General features: G+C 45.4%; 16 protein-coding genes. 12 read left to right on the top strand and 4 right to left on the bottom strand.

The genetic code is table 11. The features are described 5' to 3' along the window. The first annotated feature begins 163 nt into the window (after window positions 1–163). Genes ACHZCY_RS00225 through ACHZCY_RS00200 form a run of 6 tightly spaced genes read left to right on the top strand, consistent with a single transcriptional unit; the run spans window position 164 to window position 5,132 of the window. Window positions 164–526 carry a PilZ domain-containing protein gene (locus ACHZCY_RS00225; protein WP_319547429.1) on the top strand — a complete coding sequence of 121 codons (363 nt, stop codon included), beginning with the start codon at window positions 164–166 and terminating at the stop codon, window positions 524–526. A gap of 13 nt (window positions 527–539) precedes the next feature. Beyond that, a complete protein-coding gene (locus ACHZCY_RS00220; protein ID WP_319547428.1) occupies window positions 540–926 on the top strand; it encodes a YraN family protein in 387 nt (128 codons plus the stop codon). Further along, on the top strand, window positions 923–1,954 hold the full coding sequence (gene pdxA, locus ACHZCY_RS00215; RefSeq protein WP_232370801.1) for a 4-hydroxythreonine-4-phosphate dehydrogenase PdxA: 1,032 nt from the start codon (window positions 923–925) through the stop codon (window positions 1,952–1,954). Before ACHZCY_RS00220 ends, pdxA begins: the two co-directional genes overlap by 4 nt. Next, window positions 1,951–2,562 carry a dTMP kinase gene (gene tmk / locus ACHZCY_RS00210; protein WP_205220536.1) on the top strand — a complete coding sequence of 204 codons (612 nt, stop codon included), beginning with the start codon at window positions 1,951–1,953 and terminating at the stop codon, window positions 2,560–2,562. Before pdxA ends, tmk begins: the two co-directional genes overlap by 4 nt. A 39-nt stretch (window positions 2,563–2,601) precedes the next feature. Beyond that, window positions 2,602–4,314, top strand: a complete 1,713-nt coding sequence (locus ACHZCY_RS00205) for a tetratricopeptide repeat protein (RefSeq protein WP_319547427.1) — start codon at window positions 2,602–2,604, stop codon at window positions 4,312–4,314. Then, a complete protein-coding gene (locus ACHZCY_RS00200) occupies window positions 4,311–5,132 on the top strand; it encodes a hypothetical protein (RefSeq protein WP_319547426.1) in 822 nt (273 codons plus the stop codon). Before ACHZCY_RS00205 ends, ACHZCY_RS00200 begins: the two co-directional genes overlap by 4 nt. 8 nt (window positions 5,133–5,140) lie before the next feature. Here the strand turns inward: ACHZCY_RS00200 and ACHZCY_RS00195 are convergent, their stop codons facing one another. Continuing rightward, the gene (locus ACHZCY_RS00195) at window positions 5,141–6,112 is read right to left on the bottom strand and encodes an AMIN domain-containing protein (RefSeq protein WP_319547425.1); all 972 of its coding nucleotides are present in this window, start codon (window positions 6,110–6,112) and stop codon (window positions 5,141–5,143) included. A 122-nt stretch (window positions 6,113–6,234) separates the two neighbouring features. Between ACHZCY_RS00195 and ACHZCY_RS00190 the strand changes: the two genes are divergently transcribed. The 3 genes from ACHZCY_RS00190 to ACHZCY_RS00180 all read left to right on the top strand — a co-directional run bounded on the left by ACHZCY_RS00190 (window position 6,235) and on the right by ACHZCY_RS00180 (window position 11,227). Then, complete coding sequence (locus ACHZCY_RS00190; RefSeq protein ID WP_319547424.1) at window positions 6,235–8,772, top strand: TIGR03960 family B12-binding radical SAM protein; 2,538 nt, start codon at window positions 6,235–6,237, stop codon at window positions 8,770–8,772. Window positions 8,773–8,922: 150 nt separating this feature from the next. Further along, window positions 8,923–10,176, top strand: a complete 1,254-nt coding sequence (gene dacB, locus ACHZCY_RS00185; RefSeq protein WP_319547423.1) for a D-alanyl-D-alanine carboxypeptidase/D-alanyl-D-alanine endopeptidase — start codon at window positions 8,923–8,925, stop codon at window positions 10,174–10,176. 103 nt (window positions 10,177–10,279) lie between these two features. Continuing rightward, window positions 10,280–11,227 (top strand): J domain-containing protein, encoded by a 948-nt coding sequence (locus ACHZCY_RS00180; RefSeq protein WP_319547422.1) that lies wholly within the window; start codon window positions 10,280–10,282, stop codon window positions 11,225–11,227. 84 nt (window positions 11,228–11,311) lie between these two features. Here ACHZCY_RS00180 and ACHZCY_RS00175 read toward each other — a convergent pair whose 3' ends face one another. The 3 genes from ACHZCY_RS00175 to ACHZCY_RS00165 all read right to left on the bottom strand — a co-directional run bounded on the left by ACHZCY_RS00175 (window position 11,312) and on the right by ACHZCY_RS00165 (window position 14,514). Beyond that, entirely contained in the window at window positions 11,312–12,511 is a 1,200-nt protein-coding gene (locus ACHZCY_RS00175; protein WP_319547421.1) for an aminotransferase-like domain-containing protein, read from the bottom strand. 54 nt (window positions 12,512–12,565) lie between these two features. Continuing rightward, the gene (locus tag ACHZCY_RS00170) at window positions 12,566–13,102 is read right to left on the bottom strand and encodes a 3-isopropylmalate dehydratase small subunit (RefSeq protein ID WP_205220528.1); all 537 of its coding nucleotides are present in this window, start codon (window positions 13,100–13,102) and stop codon (window positions 12,566–12,568) included. Window positions 13,103–13,227: 125 nt separating this feature from the next. Then, window positions 13,228–14,514, bottom strand: coding sequence for a 3-isopropylmalate dehydratase large subunit (locus tag ACHZCY_RS00165; RefSeq protein WP_319547420.1), 1,287 nt, complete (start codon window positions 14,512–14,514; stop codon window positions 13,228–13,230). Between the two features lie 585 nt (window positions 14,515–15,099). Between ACHZCY_RS00165 and ACHZCY_RS00160 the strand changes: the two genes are divergently transcribed. The 3 genes from ACHZCY_RS00160 to ACHZCY_RS00150 all read left to right on the top strand — a co-directional run bounded on the left by ACHZCY_RS00160 (window position 15,100) and on the right by ACHZCY_RS00150 (window position 18,391). Continuing rightward, on the top strand, window positions 15,100–16,929 hold the full coding sequence (locus ACHZCY_RS00160; protein ID WP_205220526.1) for an extracellular solute-binding protein: 1,830 nt from the start codon (window positions 15,100–15,102) through the stop codon (window positions 16,927–16,929). Window positions 16,930–16,956: 27 nt separating this feature from the next. After that, on the top strand, window positions 16,957–17,169 hold the full coding sequence (locus ACHZCY_RS00155; protein WP_319547419.1) for a hypothetical protein: 213 nt from the start codon (window positions 16,957–16,959) through the stop codon (window positions 17,167–17,169). Between the two features lie 259 nt (window positions 17,170–17,428). Continuing rightward, window positions 17,429–18,391, top strand: a complete 963-nt coding sequence (locus tag ACHZCY_RS00150; protein ID WP_205220525.1) for a hypothetical protein — start codon at window positions 17,429–17,431, stop codon at window positions 18,389–18,391. Window positions 18,392–18,923 lie beyond the last annotated feature (532 nt).

Genomic DNA, 18,923 nt, shown 5'->3' with positions numbered 1-18,923 from the left:
GTTGCTTTTATGTTTATTGAGTATGCCTGCAAAAGGTAGGTTCTTTATTTCAGGCGAGAGATTGGAAAACTTTATCTGGTCGAAATTATAGTTGTTTTCGTTTATGCTGCAAATGAAGGAGTAAGTGTGAAAGCCGCAAACCTTAGCTGAGGCAAAGACGAGTATGCAATTAAAGCAGGATATTGATGACAGAAGGAATGGATCACGGTTGACGTACAGGGTTTATGTGACAATAACCCTGCTTTCTGATAAAAAAATATTTCAAGGATGGTCAAATAATGTCAGTGTTTCCGGACTTGCTCTGGACACTGAAATTCCTGGAAAATATCAAGACCAGGAATGCATTGTCAATATTGTCTTTCCTGGTGAATTCAGCAAACTCATAATAGATGAGGTGCATGGGCAGATTGTGAGATGTTCGACTCCCTCTTCCGGAATTTCTTTTTCAAGCCCTTTGGAATGGTTTGTCCTTTTTCCTGTATATCAGGGAAAAATGGCTCGCATGGCAGAGGCTGAGCCTGGATGATTTTCACCTGATCATGTTTTTGAAACGCAAAACAAAAAATATAGAGCTTGGGAAACGTGGCGAAGATATAGCTGCTGATTACCTGACCCAGAGTGGTTACTCTATTATAACCAGAAATTATCGACGACGGTTTGGCGAAGTCGATATTGTCGCCCGCCAAGATGCTACCATTGTGTTTGTGGAGGTTAAAACCCGGAGGTCTGCTGCTTTCGGCACTGGTTTTGAGGCTGTCGACGTGAGGAAGCAGCGTCAGCTTACGAGAATCGCCCAGGATTACCTTAGTCGCCATAATTTAATCAATGTGAACGCCCGATTTGATGTCGTTGCTGTCCAGCTAGCAAATGACGGCACAAGCCGGATCGAAATTATCACCAATGCTTTTGAAAGTACGCCGTTATGACAACATCGTCCAGCACACCTGATCCTCTAGGTAAACCTCTAGCTCTGACAATGGGCTGTCCGGTAGGCATAGGACCTGAAATTATCATTCGCTATTTCAGTCATCCCGACTGCCCTTTTCATGAGCAAATGGTGGTAGTTGGGGATATCGCCGTTTTACGTGGAGTTATTCGTGCTTTGAGCGTGCCGCTGGATGTTGTTTCCTGGTCTCCTGGAGAAAAAATAGAGCCTGGTACTGTTCCCGTTTACCCGGTCTCCAACTTGGAATATGATGAAACGCGCTGGGGTAAGCCTGATGTTGAAACCGGTAAGGTTATGGGGCAATACATTGAAAAAAGTGTCCAACTTGTGCAAAAAGACCACGCTGCTGCTTTAGTAACCTGTCCTATCAGTAAATATAGTTTCCATCTTGCAGGCTATCCTTTTCCTGGGCACACAGAGATGCTTGCCAGCTTGACCGGTACCAAAAATTACCGAATGATGATGGCAGGAGAAAAGTTACGGGTGATTTTGGTTACGATTCATGAGGCTTTGGAAAAAGTACCTTCTCTGCTGAATCAAAACTCCATTGTTGATTGTATAGCAATGACTATGGCTTCATTAAAACGTGATTTTGGTCTGCCCTGTCCCAGGGTTGCTGTTGCTGCACTCAATCCACACGGAGGGGAAGGGAAAATGTTTGGTGATCAGGAAGAACTGATCATTACTCCGGCAGTTCAATCGTGCCGACATTTGGGCGATGTTTCCGGACCCTGGCCCCCTGATACGGTTTTTTATCAAGCTGCTGCAGGTCGATATGATGCTGTGATTGCTATGTATCACGATCAAGGCTTGATTCCTTTTAAACTGCTTCATTTTGAAAACGGTGTAAATGTTACCTTAGGTCTGCCGATTGTGCGGACCTCTGTTGATCATGGTACTGCCTATGATATTGCTGGGCGTTGGCTGGCTGATGAAAAAAGTTTAGCTGCTGCTGTTTCCATGGCTGCGGACATCGTATCCAATCGGAAAAAGGCTATGGGTAGATGAAAAAAGGTATGTTGATCGCATTTGAAGGGATAGATGGTACCGGCAAGACATCACAATTACAATATCTTGCCAACTACCTTCGCCGCAAGGGAAAAGAAGTTGTCGAAACACGAGAGCCTACAGATGGTCCTTATGGGCAAAAAATCAGGGCATTATACACCAGTCGACATACTGTGACCATGGAAGAGGAACTCGACTTATTTATTGCTGACCGCCGTCAGCACGTTGCAGAATGCATCCAGCCTGCACTCGACAAAGGCTGCGTGGTGTTAACTGATCGCTATTATTATTCCACCGCAGCCTACCAGGGCGCTTTGGGAGCTGATCCCAAGTCTATTTTTCAGCGTAATGCATTTGCCCCGAGGCCTGATCTGGTACTTTTATTAACCATGGGTGTTGATGTGAGTCTACGGAGGATTCAGGAGCAGCGACAGGAACAGCTCAATGATTTTGAACAGGCCGCGCAGTTGGAGCAGGTTGCCGCCCTGTTTGCTTCTTTTGACGACCCGGCTATCGTGAGAATAGAAGCGGGTGGCGCGTTTGCAGAAGTTCAGCAAAAGATCAGAGAGACAGTGGATCGGGTGTGTGCTCAAAAACTACAATCGTGAACAGGTAGAGGTATGGGGCTCCATCGGCGTTGTATTTTTATGTTTCTAGCAAGCATTTTGCTGCTGCATACAGGATGCTCAACCCCTGATATTTCCGGAACAATCTCAAAAGATGCGGCCGACCGGCAGGTAGCAGAGGAAATTGACCCCAGTTGCTCTTATTTTTATTTTCTCTGGGCAAGGTATACAGAACTGTATTTACAGTTTGATGAGGCGCTCGCAGCTTACCGGAAAGCGTTGATTTGTGATCCTGGAAATCCTTTTATCCAGCGCAAGATACCTGTGATATTGCTACGTATGGAACGGGACGATGAAGCTGTAACCTGGCTAAAAAACCACCTTGTCCACACCCCTGATGATACGGCAATGAGAGAATTGCTGGCAAAGGCCTACTTGAGGCAAAATAATTTCGATCAGGCGATCTTAGAGTACCAATATCTTATCCAACAGCTTCCTGGCAATCCAATCCCGCGGTATCTTCTGGCAGAACTTTTTTTTTCCAGAAAGGAATACGAGCGTGCACAGCATATTCTTTTGCCGGTGTTAACCATGGACAATGGTGCACCCCGTGGGCACCTGCTGCTTGCTCGTATCTTCAAGCGTCAACACAATCCTACAAAAGCAATATATCATCTTCAACAAGTGCTGCTTGAGCAGTGGACAGCAGATATAGTGTTGGAGATCGGTGAGCTTTATCTGGAAAATAAAGAATATGTAAAAGCTATGGAGGCATACCAGGAAGTTCTTGATCGTGATGAGTATAGCCAAGAGGCTCGAATAGGACTTTTTCATGTATACCAGTTGCTTGATCAGGAGGATAAGGCGGTTAATGTTCTTGAAGGATTACGTCAAATCTCTGACCAGCCGTGGCGGATTGACCTGATTCTTGCCAGATTATACATAAAACAACGGAAATATGCAGCCGCATCCTCCCTGCTGGAGGAGGTCGTGGCCATTGAATCAATGCCGGAGGCAAGATATCTGCTTGGCCAGTTGTATGTGCAGAGGGAGCAATATGATGATGCACTACATCACTTACAGCAGATAGATTCGCAGGGCGAGTATTTTACCGATGCCCTTTTTTTGAAAATTCATATCTATCAACAACAGGGACGAATTAACGAGGCTGTATCGTTAGTGAAGGCGATGGTCGATCGAGAGGATATTCGATCTGCCGAATTGTATGCCGTATTGGCTGCATTATATGAGATAATGGATGATCAAAAAGGTGTTGCCGCAGCCTATGCTAACGGTATAGCTGCATTTCCCGAGAGTGATATGTTGTTGTATGAATATGGTCTTTTTCAAGAAAATAGCGGGGATCGTAAAGCTGCTTTGCAGGCCATGAAGCAGGTCATCATCATCAACCCTGAAAATGCGGCTGCTTTGAATTTTATAGGCTACACCTGGGCCGATGAGGGCCGTAATCTAGACCAAGCTCTTGAATATATTCAGAAGGCTGTTCAATTGAAGCCCGACAATGGGTATATCCAAGATAGCCTTGGCTGGGTCTATTTTCGAATGGGCAAGCTGGTGCTTTCGATTGAGGCGCTGAAAAAGGCAGTCGAACTCTCTCCAGATGATCCCGCTATTTTTGATCATCTGGGCGATGCATATGCGCAAAACGGGCAATATGGTCAAGCAATTGTTGCCTACCAGAGGGCTTGGGAGCTTTTTGTGGATAATCCTTTACAGCGTGATAACGTGATGGAGAAAATTAATCGTAGCAAAAAATATAGGGACAATCATTGAACCTGTTGCGATGGAGTCAAGGGAGCGGATTGCTGCTGCTATCGCTATGCGTCTTTCTTTTTTATGGCTGCAGCGCAAAGGTGCTCCCGTTGCGGCCATTGCCGGGCGATCAGCGAGCGGCTGCGGAAGAAGTATTGCTTAGATATCTGGAACAACCGCTTCCGGAGGCATTGGATGCCGATGTGCATCTGAGTTGGGATATCTTTGGCAGTAAAGGGAGTATTGATGGAGTGTTGCAGCTCCAGCGACCTGCTTCCATTCGTTTGACCGCATTAGATCCCTTGGGGCGCGCGTTATTAATCATTGTTGCTGATAACAAAACGTTCACCATCGTAGATAGTCACACGGGCAGAGCATATAAAGGTGAGGTAGCATCAGAGACCTGGCATCAATATATTCCGGTGCTGATAGAGCCAAAGGACCTTTTTTATCTGCTTGGCGGTTTTCTTTCCGCGGCAGAGAATCGTCTTTTTACCGGAAGCGGCAGGGCTGAACACAGTCAAGAAGTCTGGTATGGCGTTAGTGAAGCTTCGGGGGCGAGCGAGCAGCGCTTACTGCTTGATCAAAATGACGGATTTCTTAAACGACGCCTGATGCTTGACAGTGAAAGTAGACCTGCAATCGATATATTATACAGTGACTATTTGCCGGTTGCCTCTGGAACCGCACACTGGCCGAGACAAATTGATATTAGCGGAGAGTCTGTCAGGGGAGAATTCAGGCTGGAGGTTCAGCAGGTTGCATCTGTTGCGCCACTCCCCGCTGGAGCCTTTGATCTCTCCATACCCAGCCACTTTACCGTGGACATTTTGCCTTAAAAGAGCCTTTATTGTTTTAAGGGCGCAGAGGCTGTGGTGTTGACGATGATCACAAAGAGATTGTCTTCCCTGAAAAAGACCTGTTGTAGATCATAATTGTTGTTGGGCTCGAGATCGAGAACGACCCTGATTTTATCAGGATTTTTATGTTTACCTACTCTGATTGATTTCACATATTTGCCATTGGCTTTTTCTATACTTTTAACGCTTTCAGCAAGCACTGTATTTTGAAAGTCACATACCGCTCTGGGAAGTCCCACTTCTACGCCGTGTACAATTGGCGGGTAAAATCCATTGAGCTTAAAAAGCACCATCTCGCCTTTGTTGGAAGAATTGTCAAAGGAAACGTCTCGCAGCAAGGGCGCATTCGCAGCCTGACCGGAATCGGGGCTGCTGTTCTGGTTATGCGGTGAGGTGATTTTTTCTTGCGTGGAGGTACTGGACGGAACCGTTTCTGCCTGCAGCATATTTTTCGCGGGAACTGGAGCTGCGGGAGGAAGAACCTTTTCAACTTTTACACCCTGTCCAGGCTCTGGTGCTTGCGTAGAATCGGTGGATGGAAATTCCAAGGTTGACAGCGTAACGGTTAACGTTGAGGTTGTATCGTTAAAATGTTGATCAACGAATATTTCTTTTGTGGTGGCTAAATCAAAGACAACGCGTGTTTTTTGGGGCTCACCTTTGTGCAGGCCCACACGAATCTGTTTAATAATGGGGCCGTTGGTCGGCATGCTGTTTTTGATATTACCGGTGATTTGAACATCCTGAAAATCAAAGACCATTCGAGGTCTTTCACCTTTTAAAGTAAAGGCTTTTGGGCTATAGGAACCGTTGAGTTTAAAAGTGACTTGATCCGCATTCGAGGAGAGGTCTAAATATTCAATGCTGTTGAGCAATTGTTTGTGGTCGACAGCTGCTGACCAGGATGCTGCAAACAGCAAACAACAGGAAAACGCAATAAAGATTTGTATTTTTTTCATGGTGATTGCGTGATTACGCCATACTGTAATGCATATTAATTAAGTAGTATTAAATCATTTACTGTCTTTACCGCCTGCGGTAGAGACTACGAGAATTACAGCCTAAATTATCTATAATGTCAATGAATAAACAGGTTAACATAGAGCAGATCCTCCCTTTAGTTCGCAAACCGGGACGATATATTGGTGGGGAACTTAACGCAGTAGACAAGACCTGGGAAGAAGAGCAGGTACATTTTTGTTTAATTTTTCCAGATCTCTACGAAATAGGCATGTCTCACCAGGGACTACAGATTCTTTACCATATCCTCAATCAGCGTAGCGATGCGCTTGCCCATCGGTGCTTCACTCCGGATGTTGATATGGAAGCAGCGTTAAAAGCTCGCCGGCAGCCTCTTTTTTCCTTAGAGCAGCGCAGACCATTGGCTGATTATGATATTCTGGGGATCACGCTGCCCTATGAGCTTTGTTTTACCAATATTCTCACTGTGCTTGACCTGGCCTTTATACCCTTACATGCAAAGGATCGTAACGAGCAGCATCCTATCATTCTAGGCGGCGGTGCGGCAGCTTTTAACCCTGAGCCGGTTGCTGATTTTTTCGATGCCATTGTACTTGGTGACGGTGAGGAAATTGTTGAGGAGCTGACTGAGCAGTTTCTGCAGTTTAAGCAGCAGGGACAGTCACGTGAAGAAATACTCAAGCAGCTCAGTACCCTTACCGGGGTGTATGTACCTTCTTTTTTTCAGCCCCAGTACAATGGTTCTCGAATCACTAGTGTGGAACCCTTATTGCCCGAGTATACATCAGTCATGAGGCGAGTACTGCCTGAAATGCAATCACCGGCTTTGGTGAGCAAGCCCCTGGTACCGATTGTTAAGCCTATACATGACAGGTTAGGCATTGAAATTGCGCGAGGGTGTACTCGTGGCTGCCGCTTTTGCCAAGCCGGGATGACCTACCGGCCGGTACGGGAACGATCAGTAGACGATATCATGGAACTGGCTGAGGCCGGTATTACCAACAGCGGGTTTGATGAGCTTGCATTGCTTTCTTTATCAACTGGAGATTATTCGTGCCTGGGTACATTGATGACCAAGCTGATGGATCGCTTTGCCGATGAATATGTATCGGTTTCCATGCCGTCCATGCGTGTCGGCACGCTGACTCCGGTGGTCATGGATCAAATAAAGAGAGTCCGGAAAACTGGTTTTACCGTCGCTCCTGAAGCTGGGACCGATCGTTTGCGAGAGGTTATTAATAAAGGTATTTCTGAGAAAGATCTGATGGACACCTGTCAAGATGCCTTTGCACTTGGCTGGAATTTGATCAAGTTTTATTTCATGATTGGTTTGCCGACGGAAACTGATGAGGATGTGGAGGCCATTGTAGAGCTGGCCCGAAAGGCCAAGCTGGAGGCTGGACAAGGGCGAGGAGGGAAGGTGAAAATAAATGTCAGCATCGGCACCTTTGTTCCAAAACCGCATACTCCTTTCCAATGGGAACCGCAAATTTCCCGTGAGCAGTCCCGGGCTAAAATAAATCGTTTGAAACAAATATTGCCTCGAAAGGGGTTTGCCCTGAAGTGGCATGAACCTGAACAATCGTATCTGGAAGGCGTTTTTTCCAGGGGTGATAGACGGTTGGCTGACCTGATTCTCACAGCCTGGCAGAAAGGAGCACGTCTAGATGGATGGTCGGAACATTTTAACCTTAACCAGTGGCAAGTTGCAGCAGATGAGTGTGGTATTGAAATGGATACCTATCTTCGTGAACGTACCCTTGACGAAATACTACCATGGGATCATCTGCACAGTGGGGTAGACCGTCAGTTTTTAGAGCAGGAGCTGGCTGATGCCAAAAAACAACTCTACACCGAAGATTGTCGAAATGGAGGGTGTCAGCAGTGCGGAATCTGCGATTTCGAGACAATTAAGCCCAGGGTAAATGAGAAAAAAGAGGTTTCTTTACCTCCGGCTCCATTGAACAGGGAAAAAATCGTTAAACCTGAAAGGACGGCTTTTGTATATAGAGTGTCGTATTCTCGTATGGGTGACAGTCGATTCTATGGGCACCTGGAAATTTTGCAGCTGATTTTCCGCGCTCTACACCGTGCCGGCCTGCCTGTCCTTTTTTCTCAGGGGTACAATCCGTCGCCTAGGGTTTCTTTTAGCCAGGCATTACCGGTGGGCATCGAAAGTCGGGCTGAATACTTTTATGTTGAGCTTGGAAAGCCTCTTTCTTCTCTTGCCCAGACAATAACGAACCTTGATGCACAGTTGCCGGCCACTATAACCGTGACTGACATTACATTGGAAAAGAAAGTTCGCCAAGCCAGCTATTGTGCCATGTACAAGGTTACTTTGGATGAGTTTTCAGAAAATGAAATTCAGCAACAGGTGATTGCTTTTAACGCTCTTGACCAGCTGGTCATAGAACGAATACGAAAGAAAAAAAGACGGCAACTTGATCTACGGCCATTGGTGGCTTCAATGGAGGCTCAGGGGCATGATCTTTTTGTAGAACTCCTTCACTATCACGGTCAGGCAGGAACAAACCCACGGGAAGTACTTGAACATGGATTGCACCTGTCACCAGAACAGGCACTTCTTGTTAGAATTCAAAAAGTTGAGATTCGTGAAATAGAAACACCTGCTTAAAGGGTACTGTTTGCATAGCCAATTTCCGTTTGGTGAACATGGAGGAAAATTGTACCTGCAGCTGGTGTTGTTCCACAAGAAGAACTTGTGTGCAGATGGGTAAATTGAAACAAAGTTCATGAGCAATAGGGATGAAAAGGAGAAGCGGAAGTGGTGCGGAAATTTTTAATATTGCCTGTCTTTTTTTTTATCGCTTCCTGTTTCCCTCTGCAGGCTGTACATGCAGCCTGCCGGGATTATTCTACGTTTATTAAAAGCGGTGGTTATGGCATTGCCGACAGTTTCGGGAATGTCGTAGATGGTTGCAATCTCGATACCGCCTACATTCCTGCCAGCGTTGTTAAGATTGTTACTGCTCTTTCAGCCCTCCGGATTCTTGGCCCAGCGTATCGGTTTACCACTGAATTTTATCTGGATGACAAGCAGATCTTGTACATCAAGGGCTATGGTGATCCGCTGCTCTTGTCTGAAGACGTGCGTCGTATTGTCACTCAATTGAAAACGCAGCAGGTGGGACATATCAAAGGGATTTTTATTGATAATTCAGTGTATGCGCTTGATGGTGTACCACCAGGAAGCAGTAATAGTAGTAACGCCTATGACGCGCCTGTTGCAGCCACTTCGGTCAATTTTAACAGTCTGCCTGTTCGGGTCGATAGTCGAAGACGTGTGTTTTCAAGTGAGCCCCAGACCCCATGGTTGCCCTTTATGAAAGAGGTCGGCAAAGGGAGAAAGCCGGGAATTCACCGAGTGAATATCTGTGTTGGTGGGTGTCGGCCGCAAACAGCTGCAGCGCGTTATACCAGCGAACTTTTTCTCGCTCTCTTTAAGGAGGTCGGAATCCTTGTTTCAGGCGAAACAGGAGTAAGGTCGGTTCCCACTACAGCACAGTGCATATTTATTTACAAAAACCCAAGGACGCTTGAAGAGCTTGTGAAGAATATGCTTTATTATTCCTCTAATTTTATAGCAAACCAGCTTTTTCTTGCCTGTGGTGCTAAGCGGTTTGGGTATCCGGCAACGTGGGAAAAATCTGCCACTGCCATACAGCAGGTATTGCATGAGGCGTTAGGAGGTGATATGTCTGATGCCGCCGCTGTCGTTGATGGAGCCGGTTTATCACGGCAAAACAGGATGTCGGTTCGAAGCATGTTGAAAATTTTGAAAGTTTTCACACCGCATAAGTTACTGCTCAGGAAATATAGGGGGGTACTCGCCAAAACGGGCACCTTGCAGGGCGTCTATAATTATGCGGGGTATTTTCCAGATGGTCATCCCTATGTTATTTTTCTTAATCAACCTGAAAACAATCGTGCTTCAATTTTGGATCGATTGAAAACCGGTCATTTAGAGGAAGGGCTCTTTTCGCAGGGACAGTGGATAAATAAAGCAAACTACAATTGAGTTTGATAGACAATTGTAACATCGGGCTTATATTGTAACCACAAAATTCAGGGCGGCGTTAAAACCCGCATTCTACAACTTTATAGCGACGTCGATAAACAAAATGGAGTATTATACGATCTTGGGAGTAGCTAAAACAGCCACTGCCGATGAAATTAAGAAAGCCTACAGAAAACTTGCCTTGAAATATCATCCGGACAAAAATCCGGATAATGCAGAGGCGGAGAAGAAGTTTAAGGAGATCAGTGAAGCGTACGCGGTTCTTTCAGATTCTGAAAAAAGGAAACAGTACGACACGTTCGGCTCGACAGGTTTTCAACAGCGTTTTTCCCAGGAAGATATTTTCAGAGGCTTTGATCTCAATGATATTCTCGGCCAATTCGGTTTTGGAGGCGCCTCTTTCAGAACCGGTTCAGGGGGGTTCCAGGGAGCTCGCCGAGGAGGGACTCCTTTCGAGTCTTTTTTTAGCCATTCAAGTGGACGTGGCGGATGCGGTGGTGGTGGTTGTGCAACGCATACGCAGCAAACCAAAGGCCAAGATCTTACCTTTGAATTGACCATTTCCCTGGAAGACGTTCTCAATGGGGCAGAAAAGGTAATCAGTCTGCGCAATAATGGACGACCTCGCAGTGTGACGGTGAAAGTCCCCCAGGGAATTGAGGCCGGCAAAAGGCTGCGTTTGACCGGGAAAGGGAGCCCGTCTCCTTCAGGCGGTCCGGCTGGTGACTTGTATCTGAAAGTGAATGTAGAATCCCATGAGCGTTTCAAACGGAGCGGGGATGATCTTGTGCTGGAAAAGCGCATTCCTTTCAGTCAGGCATGTCTGGGAACAAAGGTGACTGTTGAGTCTTTGGAAGGGAAAAAGTTTAATGTAAAAGTGCCTGCAGGGGTGCAGCAGGAAGCAAAGTTGCGTATCAAGGGGTATGGGCTGCCCTGTGGGCCAGGGGGAAATCGCGGAGATTTACTTGTGAAAATAGCGATTCAGATACCAAAAGAACTCAACGAGGAGCAGGAAAAACTTATAAAGTCGCTGGGCGAAGTGTCGCTCTAGTTTGATCTAAGTTAACTCCATATCAGGAAGTTCGTCCTTTTTAACTCCATATGATGGTTATTTATTCTTGTTCAAAAATAACCATCATATGGAGTTGTCTTTTTCTTTCGCCAGCGAGCGAATTGCTGCCCCCAGTCGCTGAATACCTGTTTCTATGGTCGCATTATCCATGCAGGAAAAATTTAGCCTCAATGTGTTTGTATCTTCTCTGTCCACGTAAAAAGGTGTGCCCGGCACAAAGGCGACTTTTTCTTTGAGGGCTGTCTTGAAAAGGGTCATTGCCGACAACTGTTCGGGCAAGGTGATCCAAAGAAACATCCCGCCTTCAGGATTTGTAAAGCGCACATCAGGCGGGAAATATTGCTTGATGCTCTGCACCATAGTCTGCTTTTGTTCCCCGTATGCACGAATAATTGTTTGAATATGCGCGTCAAGGTCATTGTCTGCTAAAAATTGATACAAAATCCTTTGGGCCAAATAGTCAGTATGCAGATCAGACGCCTGTTTGGCTATAAGCAACTTTTCCATGAGCTGTGGCTTAGTCGCCAGCCACCCAATGCGTAACGATGGGGCAATGGTTTTTGAGAAAGAGCCTAGAAGAACGCATTGATCAGGGATCAGCGATTGAAAATTTTGTTTGGCTTGACCGGTAAAGCGTAAATCACCGTAAGGATCATCTTGGATCAGGGTGCTTTGGGTTTGGCTAACAATTTGAGCTACTTCCTCGCGGTTGGTACTACTATAGGAAATACCGGCAGGGTTTTGGAAGTTGGGAACCGTATAGATGAGTTTTATGTTGTTTTCTTCTAGAGCAGATTTTAGCCGTTTGGTATCCATACCTTCTTCAGTAACAGGAATACCTTTGAAAAGGGGACGATACATCGAAAATGCCTGGATAGCACCCAAGTAGCCAGGTTCTTCAATTGCCACCCCATCGCCATTGTTGATAAAGATTTTGCCCAGCAGGTCCAACCCCTGCTGGGAGCCTGTTGTGATCAGGATGTTTTCAGGTGGTATATCCAACTGTTGCTTTATGCGGTATCTCTCTGAAATGTATTGTCGTAGAGGCAGATACCCCTCCGAATTTGCATATTGCAGTACCTCGCGGCCTGCCTCTGTGAAAACCGAATCTGCGGCCTGCTGCAGCTCTTTGACCGGAAATAGGTTTCGGTTGGGAAGCCCTCCTGCAAATGAAATAATAGAGTCATCAAGGGTTACCTTGAGTATTTCTCGTATAAACGATTGCGGAACATCTGAAATTCTATCTGAAAAGAGGGTGTCCATGGCAGAGATAGGGTGAGTTGAGATTCGTAGGCTGAAAAAGAGCAAAAACCAGGATCAGTAGTTTTGATCGGCAAAGTTGAGCCAGCCGCCGGCGGCGACTAATTGTTTATCAAAACTGTTTAAAGTAAAGGAGCAGGTCCGTGTTTCTGTTTCGGGAGCATCGCTTACAGCTGTTATGGTTTCCTGTTCCAGGTCCACGCTGATTGTAATTATACCGGGCATTGCAAAGAGTGCGTCCAGATCGGCCTGTTGTAACTCTATGGCGAGGATCCCGCAGTTGAACATGTTTTGTCTGAATATTCGGGCAAAACTCTTTCCTATTACCAGGTTGATATCATTTACTTCCAATGCCCATACAGCATGCTCACGGGAAGAACCACAACCAAAATTTGAGCCTGTTACCAGCACGTTGGCTTTTTGGATCTCATCTGCGTGAGGATCAAAAATCTGGCCTTCCAAATGCAGATCTTCAAGCAGGTGAGGCTTGAGAGCGGTTTTGGTAATTTCTGTGAGGTATTTAGCTGGAATAATCTCGTCGGTATTAATATCATCTCTGTTGATAAAGGCTGCTTGGCCACCAAAGCGTTTCATTGTTATTGTGCCTCTTTATTTTTATAGTCAGGTCGAGCTATTGAGGTGTTACGCTCAAATTCTCCCTGCCTTTATTTATGGCTAGCCTGTCAATGCCCTGCCACTTGGAGAGCATTGACATGTGTTTAGCTTGATAATTGTCGTGGATCTGTGATAACGCCGGTAACGGCTGCCGCGGCAGCGCTTGCCGGGCTCATCAGGTGCACCATGCCACCTTTGCCCATCCTGCCGTTAAAATTTCGATTGGTCGTTGATGCGCAGACTTCGCCTTCGGCAAGGACACCACTGCTCATGCCCAGACAGGCACCGCATGTGGGATTGAGGACGCAAAAACCACTGTCCATGAAAATTTTGATCAGCCCTTCTTCCAGGGCTTGTGAGTAAATACCAGGGGTGGCTGGAGTAAGGATACCGCGGACCCCTGGAGCTACTACTTTTCCCTTGAGGATGGCTGCCGCTTCGCGGACGTCTTCAATTCGTCCATTGGTACAGCTGCCGATATAAACCTGGTCAATTTTGGTGCCGGCAAGCTCGGCAACATCCTTAACATTGTCTGGCCTGTATCCGTAAGTTACCTGTGGAGACAGGTCTGTTACATCGACAGAAAGTTCTTTCGCATACACCGCGTCTGCATCGGAATGCCATTTGCTGAAATCACTGATCGCTGCTTCAATTGAGTCGTATTCATCTTTAATAAAGGGCCACAAATACTGTGCCGTCACCTCGTCGGGGAGGCAGACACCGGAAGTGGCCCCGGCTTCTACAGCCATATTGCACAGGGTCATCCGAGAAGACATATTCATTGCCGTTATCACAGGGCCGCAAAATTCAATGACCATGTCTGTTGCCCCGTTTACCGTCAGCTGCTTTATAATGTGAAGGATGATATCCTTGGCAACAACCCCTGGCTGCAGGCTTCCTGTCACTTCTATTTTTAGGGATTGTGGCGCCCTGAAAGCGCAGACTCCTTTGAGGATACCTACTTCCAGGTCGGTGGTGCCGACTCCGGCGGCAAAAGCACCGAAAGCACCATGGGTGCAGGTATGGGAATCACCCATGATTACCGTGTATCCCGGGCGGATAAATCCTTTTTCCGGAAAAAGGGCGTGACAAACACCATTTTGACCGATATCAAAAAAATCTTGTATATTGTGTCGAGCTGCCCAGTCGCGCATGATTTTGGCTTGGGTTGCGGTTTTACTGTCTTTAGCAGGGGTAACGTGATCAATAACAGCCTTGATTTTGGTTGGATCACATACGCGGTCCATTCCTTTTTCCACAAGGTCCATTATCGCTATTGGCGTTGTAATTTCGTGGCACATAATAACGTCAAGATCAAGCACCATGTTATCAGGGGCAGGGGTATCTCGTTTATGGGCGGCAAAAATTTTTTCGGTGATGGTTTGTCCCATTTTTTACTCCAGGAATCAAAGGGAAATTTTTTGATCAGACAGACAACTTTTACAGGTGCCGGTTTGTCTTGAGAGGTAAGATTAAATAAAGGAACAGTAATTACACGCAGAGTGAAAATTCGTCAATTTTTTCCTTTAAAAGAAGTGGGTAACTTGCTGCTAACTCGGATTTCTCATGAACATTGTCTCAACTTGTCAAGTTAGAGACAATTTCTGCATGGCATGCAAACTCATATGGGTTTGAAAGTTAAACACAATGTTCACCACAGATCAGTCCATCCAGCACCATCTTCTTCAGTATTTTGGTCATGAATATAACCTATTCTTATTCATAGCCAAACACTTTGAACCTGACGCTGCCTGAACTGATGAGAAATCCGGGCTATCATCTGTACAGAAGCGGAGTGATTGCTTATAGTGACTGCTGGTACAGTGTCAAGTCGTCGAGTCATTGTTGTGGCTACACCTGCTCATGAGTTGAGCTCTGCAGGTGGCTTTATGTCTAACCCCTGAGCTTATTTTTACTGTTTGATCACCCTCTCTAACGGAGTACATGCTGCCCGTTTAACTCGTGAAGAGTCTATTATGCAAAAAAAAATATTGAACCCGAAGGCCCGGCAAAGAGTATTTTGTTTTTATGTCCTGCTTGTATGCTGCTGGCAGGTAATAATTCCGTCGTCCTGTTTTGCATCCCATGGAGAGAGCCTTGACGGTACTTTGAAATACCCGCCGGACTTTGAGCGTTTTGCTTATACTTCACCAGATGCCCAAAAGGGCGGGAAACTCGTTCTTCATGATCTCGGCAGTTTTGACAAGCTGAATCCGTTTACATTGAAAGGTGCCGCACCGCTGGGGCTATCATCCTTGGTGTTTGAGACCCTGACCGTTCCCAGCCTGGATGAACCTTTCGCCAATTATGGACTTATTGCAAAAGATATCGTGTTGGCTGCAGATAAGAAATCGGTAACTTTCACCCTGGATGAAGAAGCGCGATTTGCAGATGGGACACCAATTACTGCCCAAGATGTTCTTTTTTCTTTGCAAACGTTAAAAAGCAGTGCTGCCCATCCTTTTTACCAGATCTATCTGAGGGATATAAAAGATGCAGAAATCCTGAGCCCGTTGGTGATCCGTTTTAACTTTGCACAAGTGAACCGCGAATTACATATGATAGCGGGGCAGCTCCCTGTACTCAATAAGCGGTTTTATGATGAGCACCCCTTTTCGTCTGAAGGCGGAGAAGGCATGGTAATCCCAATAGGTTCAGGGCCGTATACGATAGCTGATATTAATCCGGGTAAATCGATAAGCTATAAAAGAAATCCAAACTATTGGGCTGAAAATCATCCGGTTCGTAAAGGGATGTTTAATTTTGACACAATAACCGTCAAATATTTTAAAGATCAGGTTGTTAGTGTGGAGGCTTTCAAAGCTGGTGAGTTTGACGTCATGTACGTCAATATAGCCAAACAGTGGCAGCGGGATTTAGTAGGAAAACGATTCAACAGTAAGGAGTTATTGAAAACCGCTTTCCCGCACCACAATAATGCGGGTATGCAGGGATTTGTTTTTAATACGAGAAAACAGTTGTTTGCCAATCCCCGGGTCCGGCAGGCTCTTGGCCTTGCATTTGATTTTGAGTGGTCTAATAATGCGTTGTTTTTTAATCAATATACCCGCAATAACTCTTATTTTTCTAATTCTGAACTTGCCGCTCAGGGGCTCCCTACGGGCCTGGAATTGGAAATGCTTGAACCTTTTCGGGATACATTACCAGCCGAGGTTTTTACCCAGCCGTTATCCCCGCCAACGACCGTCCCTCCAGGTAGCTTGAGGAAAAACATGCGCAAGGCTAAACAGATGCTGGAAGAAGAAGGGTGGTCGGTCCGAGAAGGGGTGTTGGTGAATGAGGATAATCAGCCTTTTCGGTTTGAGATTTTGCTTGTAAGCCCGTCTTTTGAGCGGGTGATGGCTGCCTATGTCAAGAATTTGAAAAGACTGGGCATAGATGTGACGTACAGGACCATTGATCCTGCATTATATACTGATAGAATAAAAAATTTTGACTTTGACATGACTGTCGCTGTTTTTGGACAGTCTCAGTCGCCGGGAAATGAACAGCGTGATTATTGGAGTGCATCTGCCGCGATTAAAAAAGGCTCCAAAAATATAGCAGGGGTACAGGATCCGATTGTTGACGATTTAGTGGAAAAAATCATTTATGCTGAAAATAGGACACAGTTGGTTGCAGCTTGTCGAGCGCTTGACAGGGTCCTTTGGTATGGCTACTATGTAGTACCGAATTGGTACCTTGCCAATCATCGACTAGCCTATGATGCACGATTAAAGCATCCTCAAACCCTCCCATTGTACTATAATTATGAGCAATTTCTCTACACTTGGTGGCAAGAGTGATAGATATGCGTAGGATTGGTGCGTTTTTTGCAAAATGATAAAAAGGTGAAGGCATGCTGGGGTGATAATTTTGTGATGAAGATGAGCCCGGAATTTTCATCAATAAAGTTTTTCGCAGGGCAAGGCACAGGCCGCGCAGCAGGTAGCGAAGACCCCGGTGGTAAACTACCGCAAGTGGTTTTTAACGTAGATCCTGCTGGAAAATCTATTGACTCGAAAAAAGGAGACCTTTTTGATTGAAAATGAAAAATGGACTGTTAATCGCGCAGTTATTTTTTAAAAAGAATATCAAATAATTGAGTGTAAAATCAAAAAAGTTTATGAGAAATTCTAGGTAGGATTTCGAACCTAAGGGAAATGTTGTTGCTCCCGTAATTACTAGATTGATGCCAAACTCTGTACTTAATCTCGAGGACAATATGATGCCTGGAGCAAAAATAGATGCATGGTATCTGTTTATCAACGATTTATTTTCAAAGAGCTGAGCAAGAGACGGCCTATGACTGTTTCCGCCGATAAAGGCAGCAAAGAACAACAGCAGTGGATATATCTCACAGGAAAAGAGATCTATCAATTTTTTAACAAGGTTAAAGGACGATTACAGGGGATTACTGTGTATGCCCTGGTCGGGAAAAGTGGTACTGGGAAGAGCTTCCGCGCTAAATTATTGGCCGAGAAAATCGGTATCCCTTACATCCTGGACGACGGTTTGCTTATCCATGAGTCCACTATTCTTGCTGGTAGGTCTGCGAAGCAGGAGAAAAATTATATCAGTGCCATTAAAACAGCCCTTTTTACAGATTCTGTTCATCGTGATCAGGTTGTAGAAGCCATCCAGAAAAATAAGGTTAAAAAAATTCTTCTTTTGGGTACTTCGAATAAAATGGTAGCGAGGATGGCCGATCGCTTGGATTTACCCCCCATAAGTCAAATCGTCAATATCGAAGAGATTGCCAGCAAAGAAGATATTGAAAATGCTATTAAGTCACGATTTGAAGAGGGGAAGCATGTAATCCCTGTTCCGGCAATTGAGATTAAAAGAGATTATGCCCAGATACTTTCAGACTCAATTCGTATTTTTTTTAAAGGTGATAGAAATTCCAGCGGAGTAAAAAAAGCACGTTTTTTTGATAAATCCGTGGTGCAGCCGGACTTTCACAGCAATGAAAAGACGCCTGGCAGTGTAACCATTTCTGAAGCAGCTCTCACCCAGATGATTCTGCACTGTATAGATGAGTATGACAGCGAGGTCCGGGTACGAAAGATTAAGGTGAAAAGCTCTCGTTCCGGTTACGGGATTGATTTGTATGTCAGCGTACCTTATGGAAAAACACTCGCCGGCGGCTTGCACGAGATGCGATCCTATATACAGGAGAGACTGCAACGCTACACAGGAATTATCCTTGAGTCCCTTGAAATCTCAATAGACAAAATTTCTGAGAGGAAAAAGGACGTGGAATAATAAGTATACCAATAACTCTTTGCAGGCACTTTCTTTGGTCTACCTATTTTATATTTTATCTTCTCTACGGCCCTTTATTTTATAACGAGTATCAACCGTTATTTATCCCTTGACTGGCAGTTGTGAATGCTGTTATAAAACTTGAGTTTTGAGTGATATTAGTAAGGATTGTGCTGGGCGTAATTTTCGATCTTGTGGGGTGAAGACGGGGTGTAACGTGCTGGATACGTCCAAAACAAAACGTTAGGAAGGAGTGCATAACGTTTTGTTTTCTCTTCTCATGTAACAGGATTTCTTTTTTTTGTCCCACGTCATTCTTTAATGATCGCTTGACTCGGACTTGGCAATTGGAGATAAGTGCTGAGTTTTGAGTGGTTTTTTCGGATATGGCAGCGGTAAAATGAACGTTGTTGAAAGGGGAAGACTCTATTTTCCGCACACCTTTCAGACGTGGGGCAAACCCGGGTTTTTGCATCAGGCATTAATCTTCACATTTTTTCTCGCCTTCAACATTTCCTGAAAAAACGGTTGC

Origin of the sequence: Desulfogranum marinum (assembly GCF_963675105.2) — a bacterium.
GTDB lineage: Bacteria > Desulfobacterota > Desulfobulbia > Desulfobulbales > Desulfobulbaceae > Desulfogranum > Desulfogranum marinum.
The sequence above is the reverse complement of the archived record's forward strand: the minus strand, read 5'-3'. Positions and strand labels throughout refer to the sequence as shown.

Coding starts and splice junctions, on each gene's coding strand:
- ACHZCY_RS00225 (WP_319547429.1), top strand. CDS start 164: ATGCAATTAAAGCAGGATATTGATGACAGAAGGAATGGATCACGGTTG.
- ACHZCY_RS00220 (WP_319547428.1), top strand. CDS start 540: ATGTTTTTGAAACGCAAAACAAAAAATATAGAGCTTGGGAAACGTGGC.
- pdxA (WP_232370801.1), top strand. CDS start 923: ATGACAACATCGTCCAGCACACCTGATCCTCTAGGTAAACCTCTAGCT.
- tmk (WP_205220536.1), top strand. CDS start 1,951: ATGAAAAAAGGTATGTTGATCGCATTTGAAGGGATAGATGGTACCGGC.
- ACHZCY_RS00205 (WP_319547427.1), top strand. CDS start 2,602: ATGTTTCTAGCAAGCATTTTGCTGCTGCATACAGGATGCTCAACCCCT.
- ACHZCY_RS00195 (WP_319547425.1), bottom strand. CDS start 6,112: ATGAAAAAAATACAAATCTTTATTGCGTTTTCCTGTTGTTTGCTGTTT.
- ACHZCY_RS00190 (WP_319547424.1), top strand. CDS start 6,235: ATGAATAAACAGGTTAACATAGAGCAGATCCTCCCTTTAGTTCGCAAA.
- ACHZCY_RS00180 (WP_319547422.1), top strand. CDS start 10,280: ATGGAGTATTATACGATCTTGGGAGTAGCTAAAACAGCCACTGCCGAT.
- ACHZCY_RS00175 (WP_319547421.1), bottom strand. CDS start 12,511: ATGGACACCCTCTTTTCAGATAGAATTTCAGATGTTCCGCAATCGTTT.
- ACHZCY_RS00170 (WP_205220528.1), bottom strand. CDS start 13,102: ATGAAACGCTTTGGTGGCCAAGCAGCCTTTATCAACAGAGATGATATT.
- ACHZCY_RS00165 (WP_319547420.1), bottom strand. CDS start 14,514: ATGGGACAAACCATCACCGAAAAAATTTTTGCCGCCCATAAACGAGAT.
- ACHZCY_RS00160 (WP_205220526.1), top strand. CDS start 15,100: ATGCAAAAAAAAATATTGAACCCGAAGGCCCGGCAAAGAGTATTTTGT.
- ACHZCY_RS00150 (WP_205220525.1), top strand. CDS start 17,429: ATGACTGTTTCCGCCGATAAAGGCAGCAAAGAACAACAGCAGTGGATA.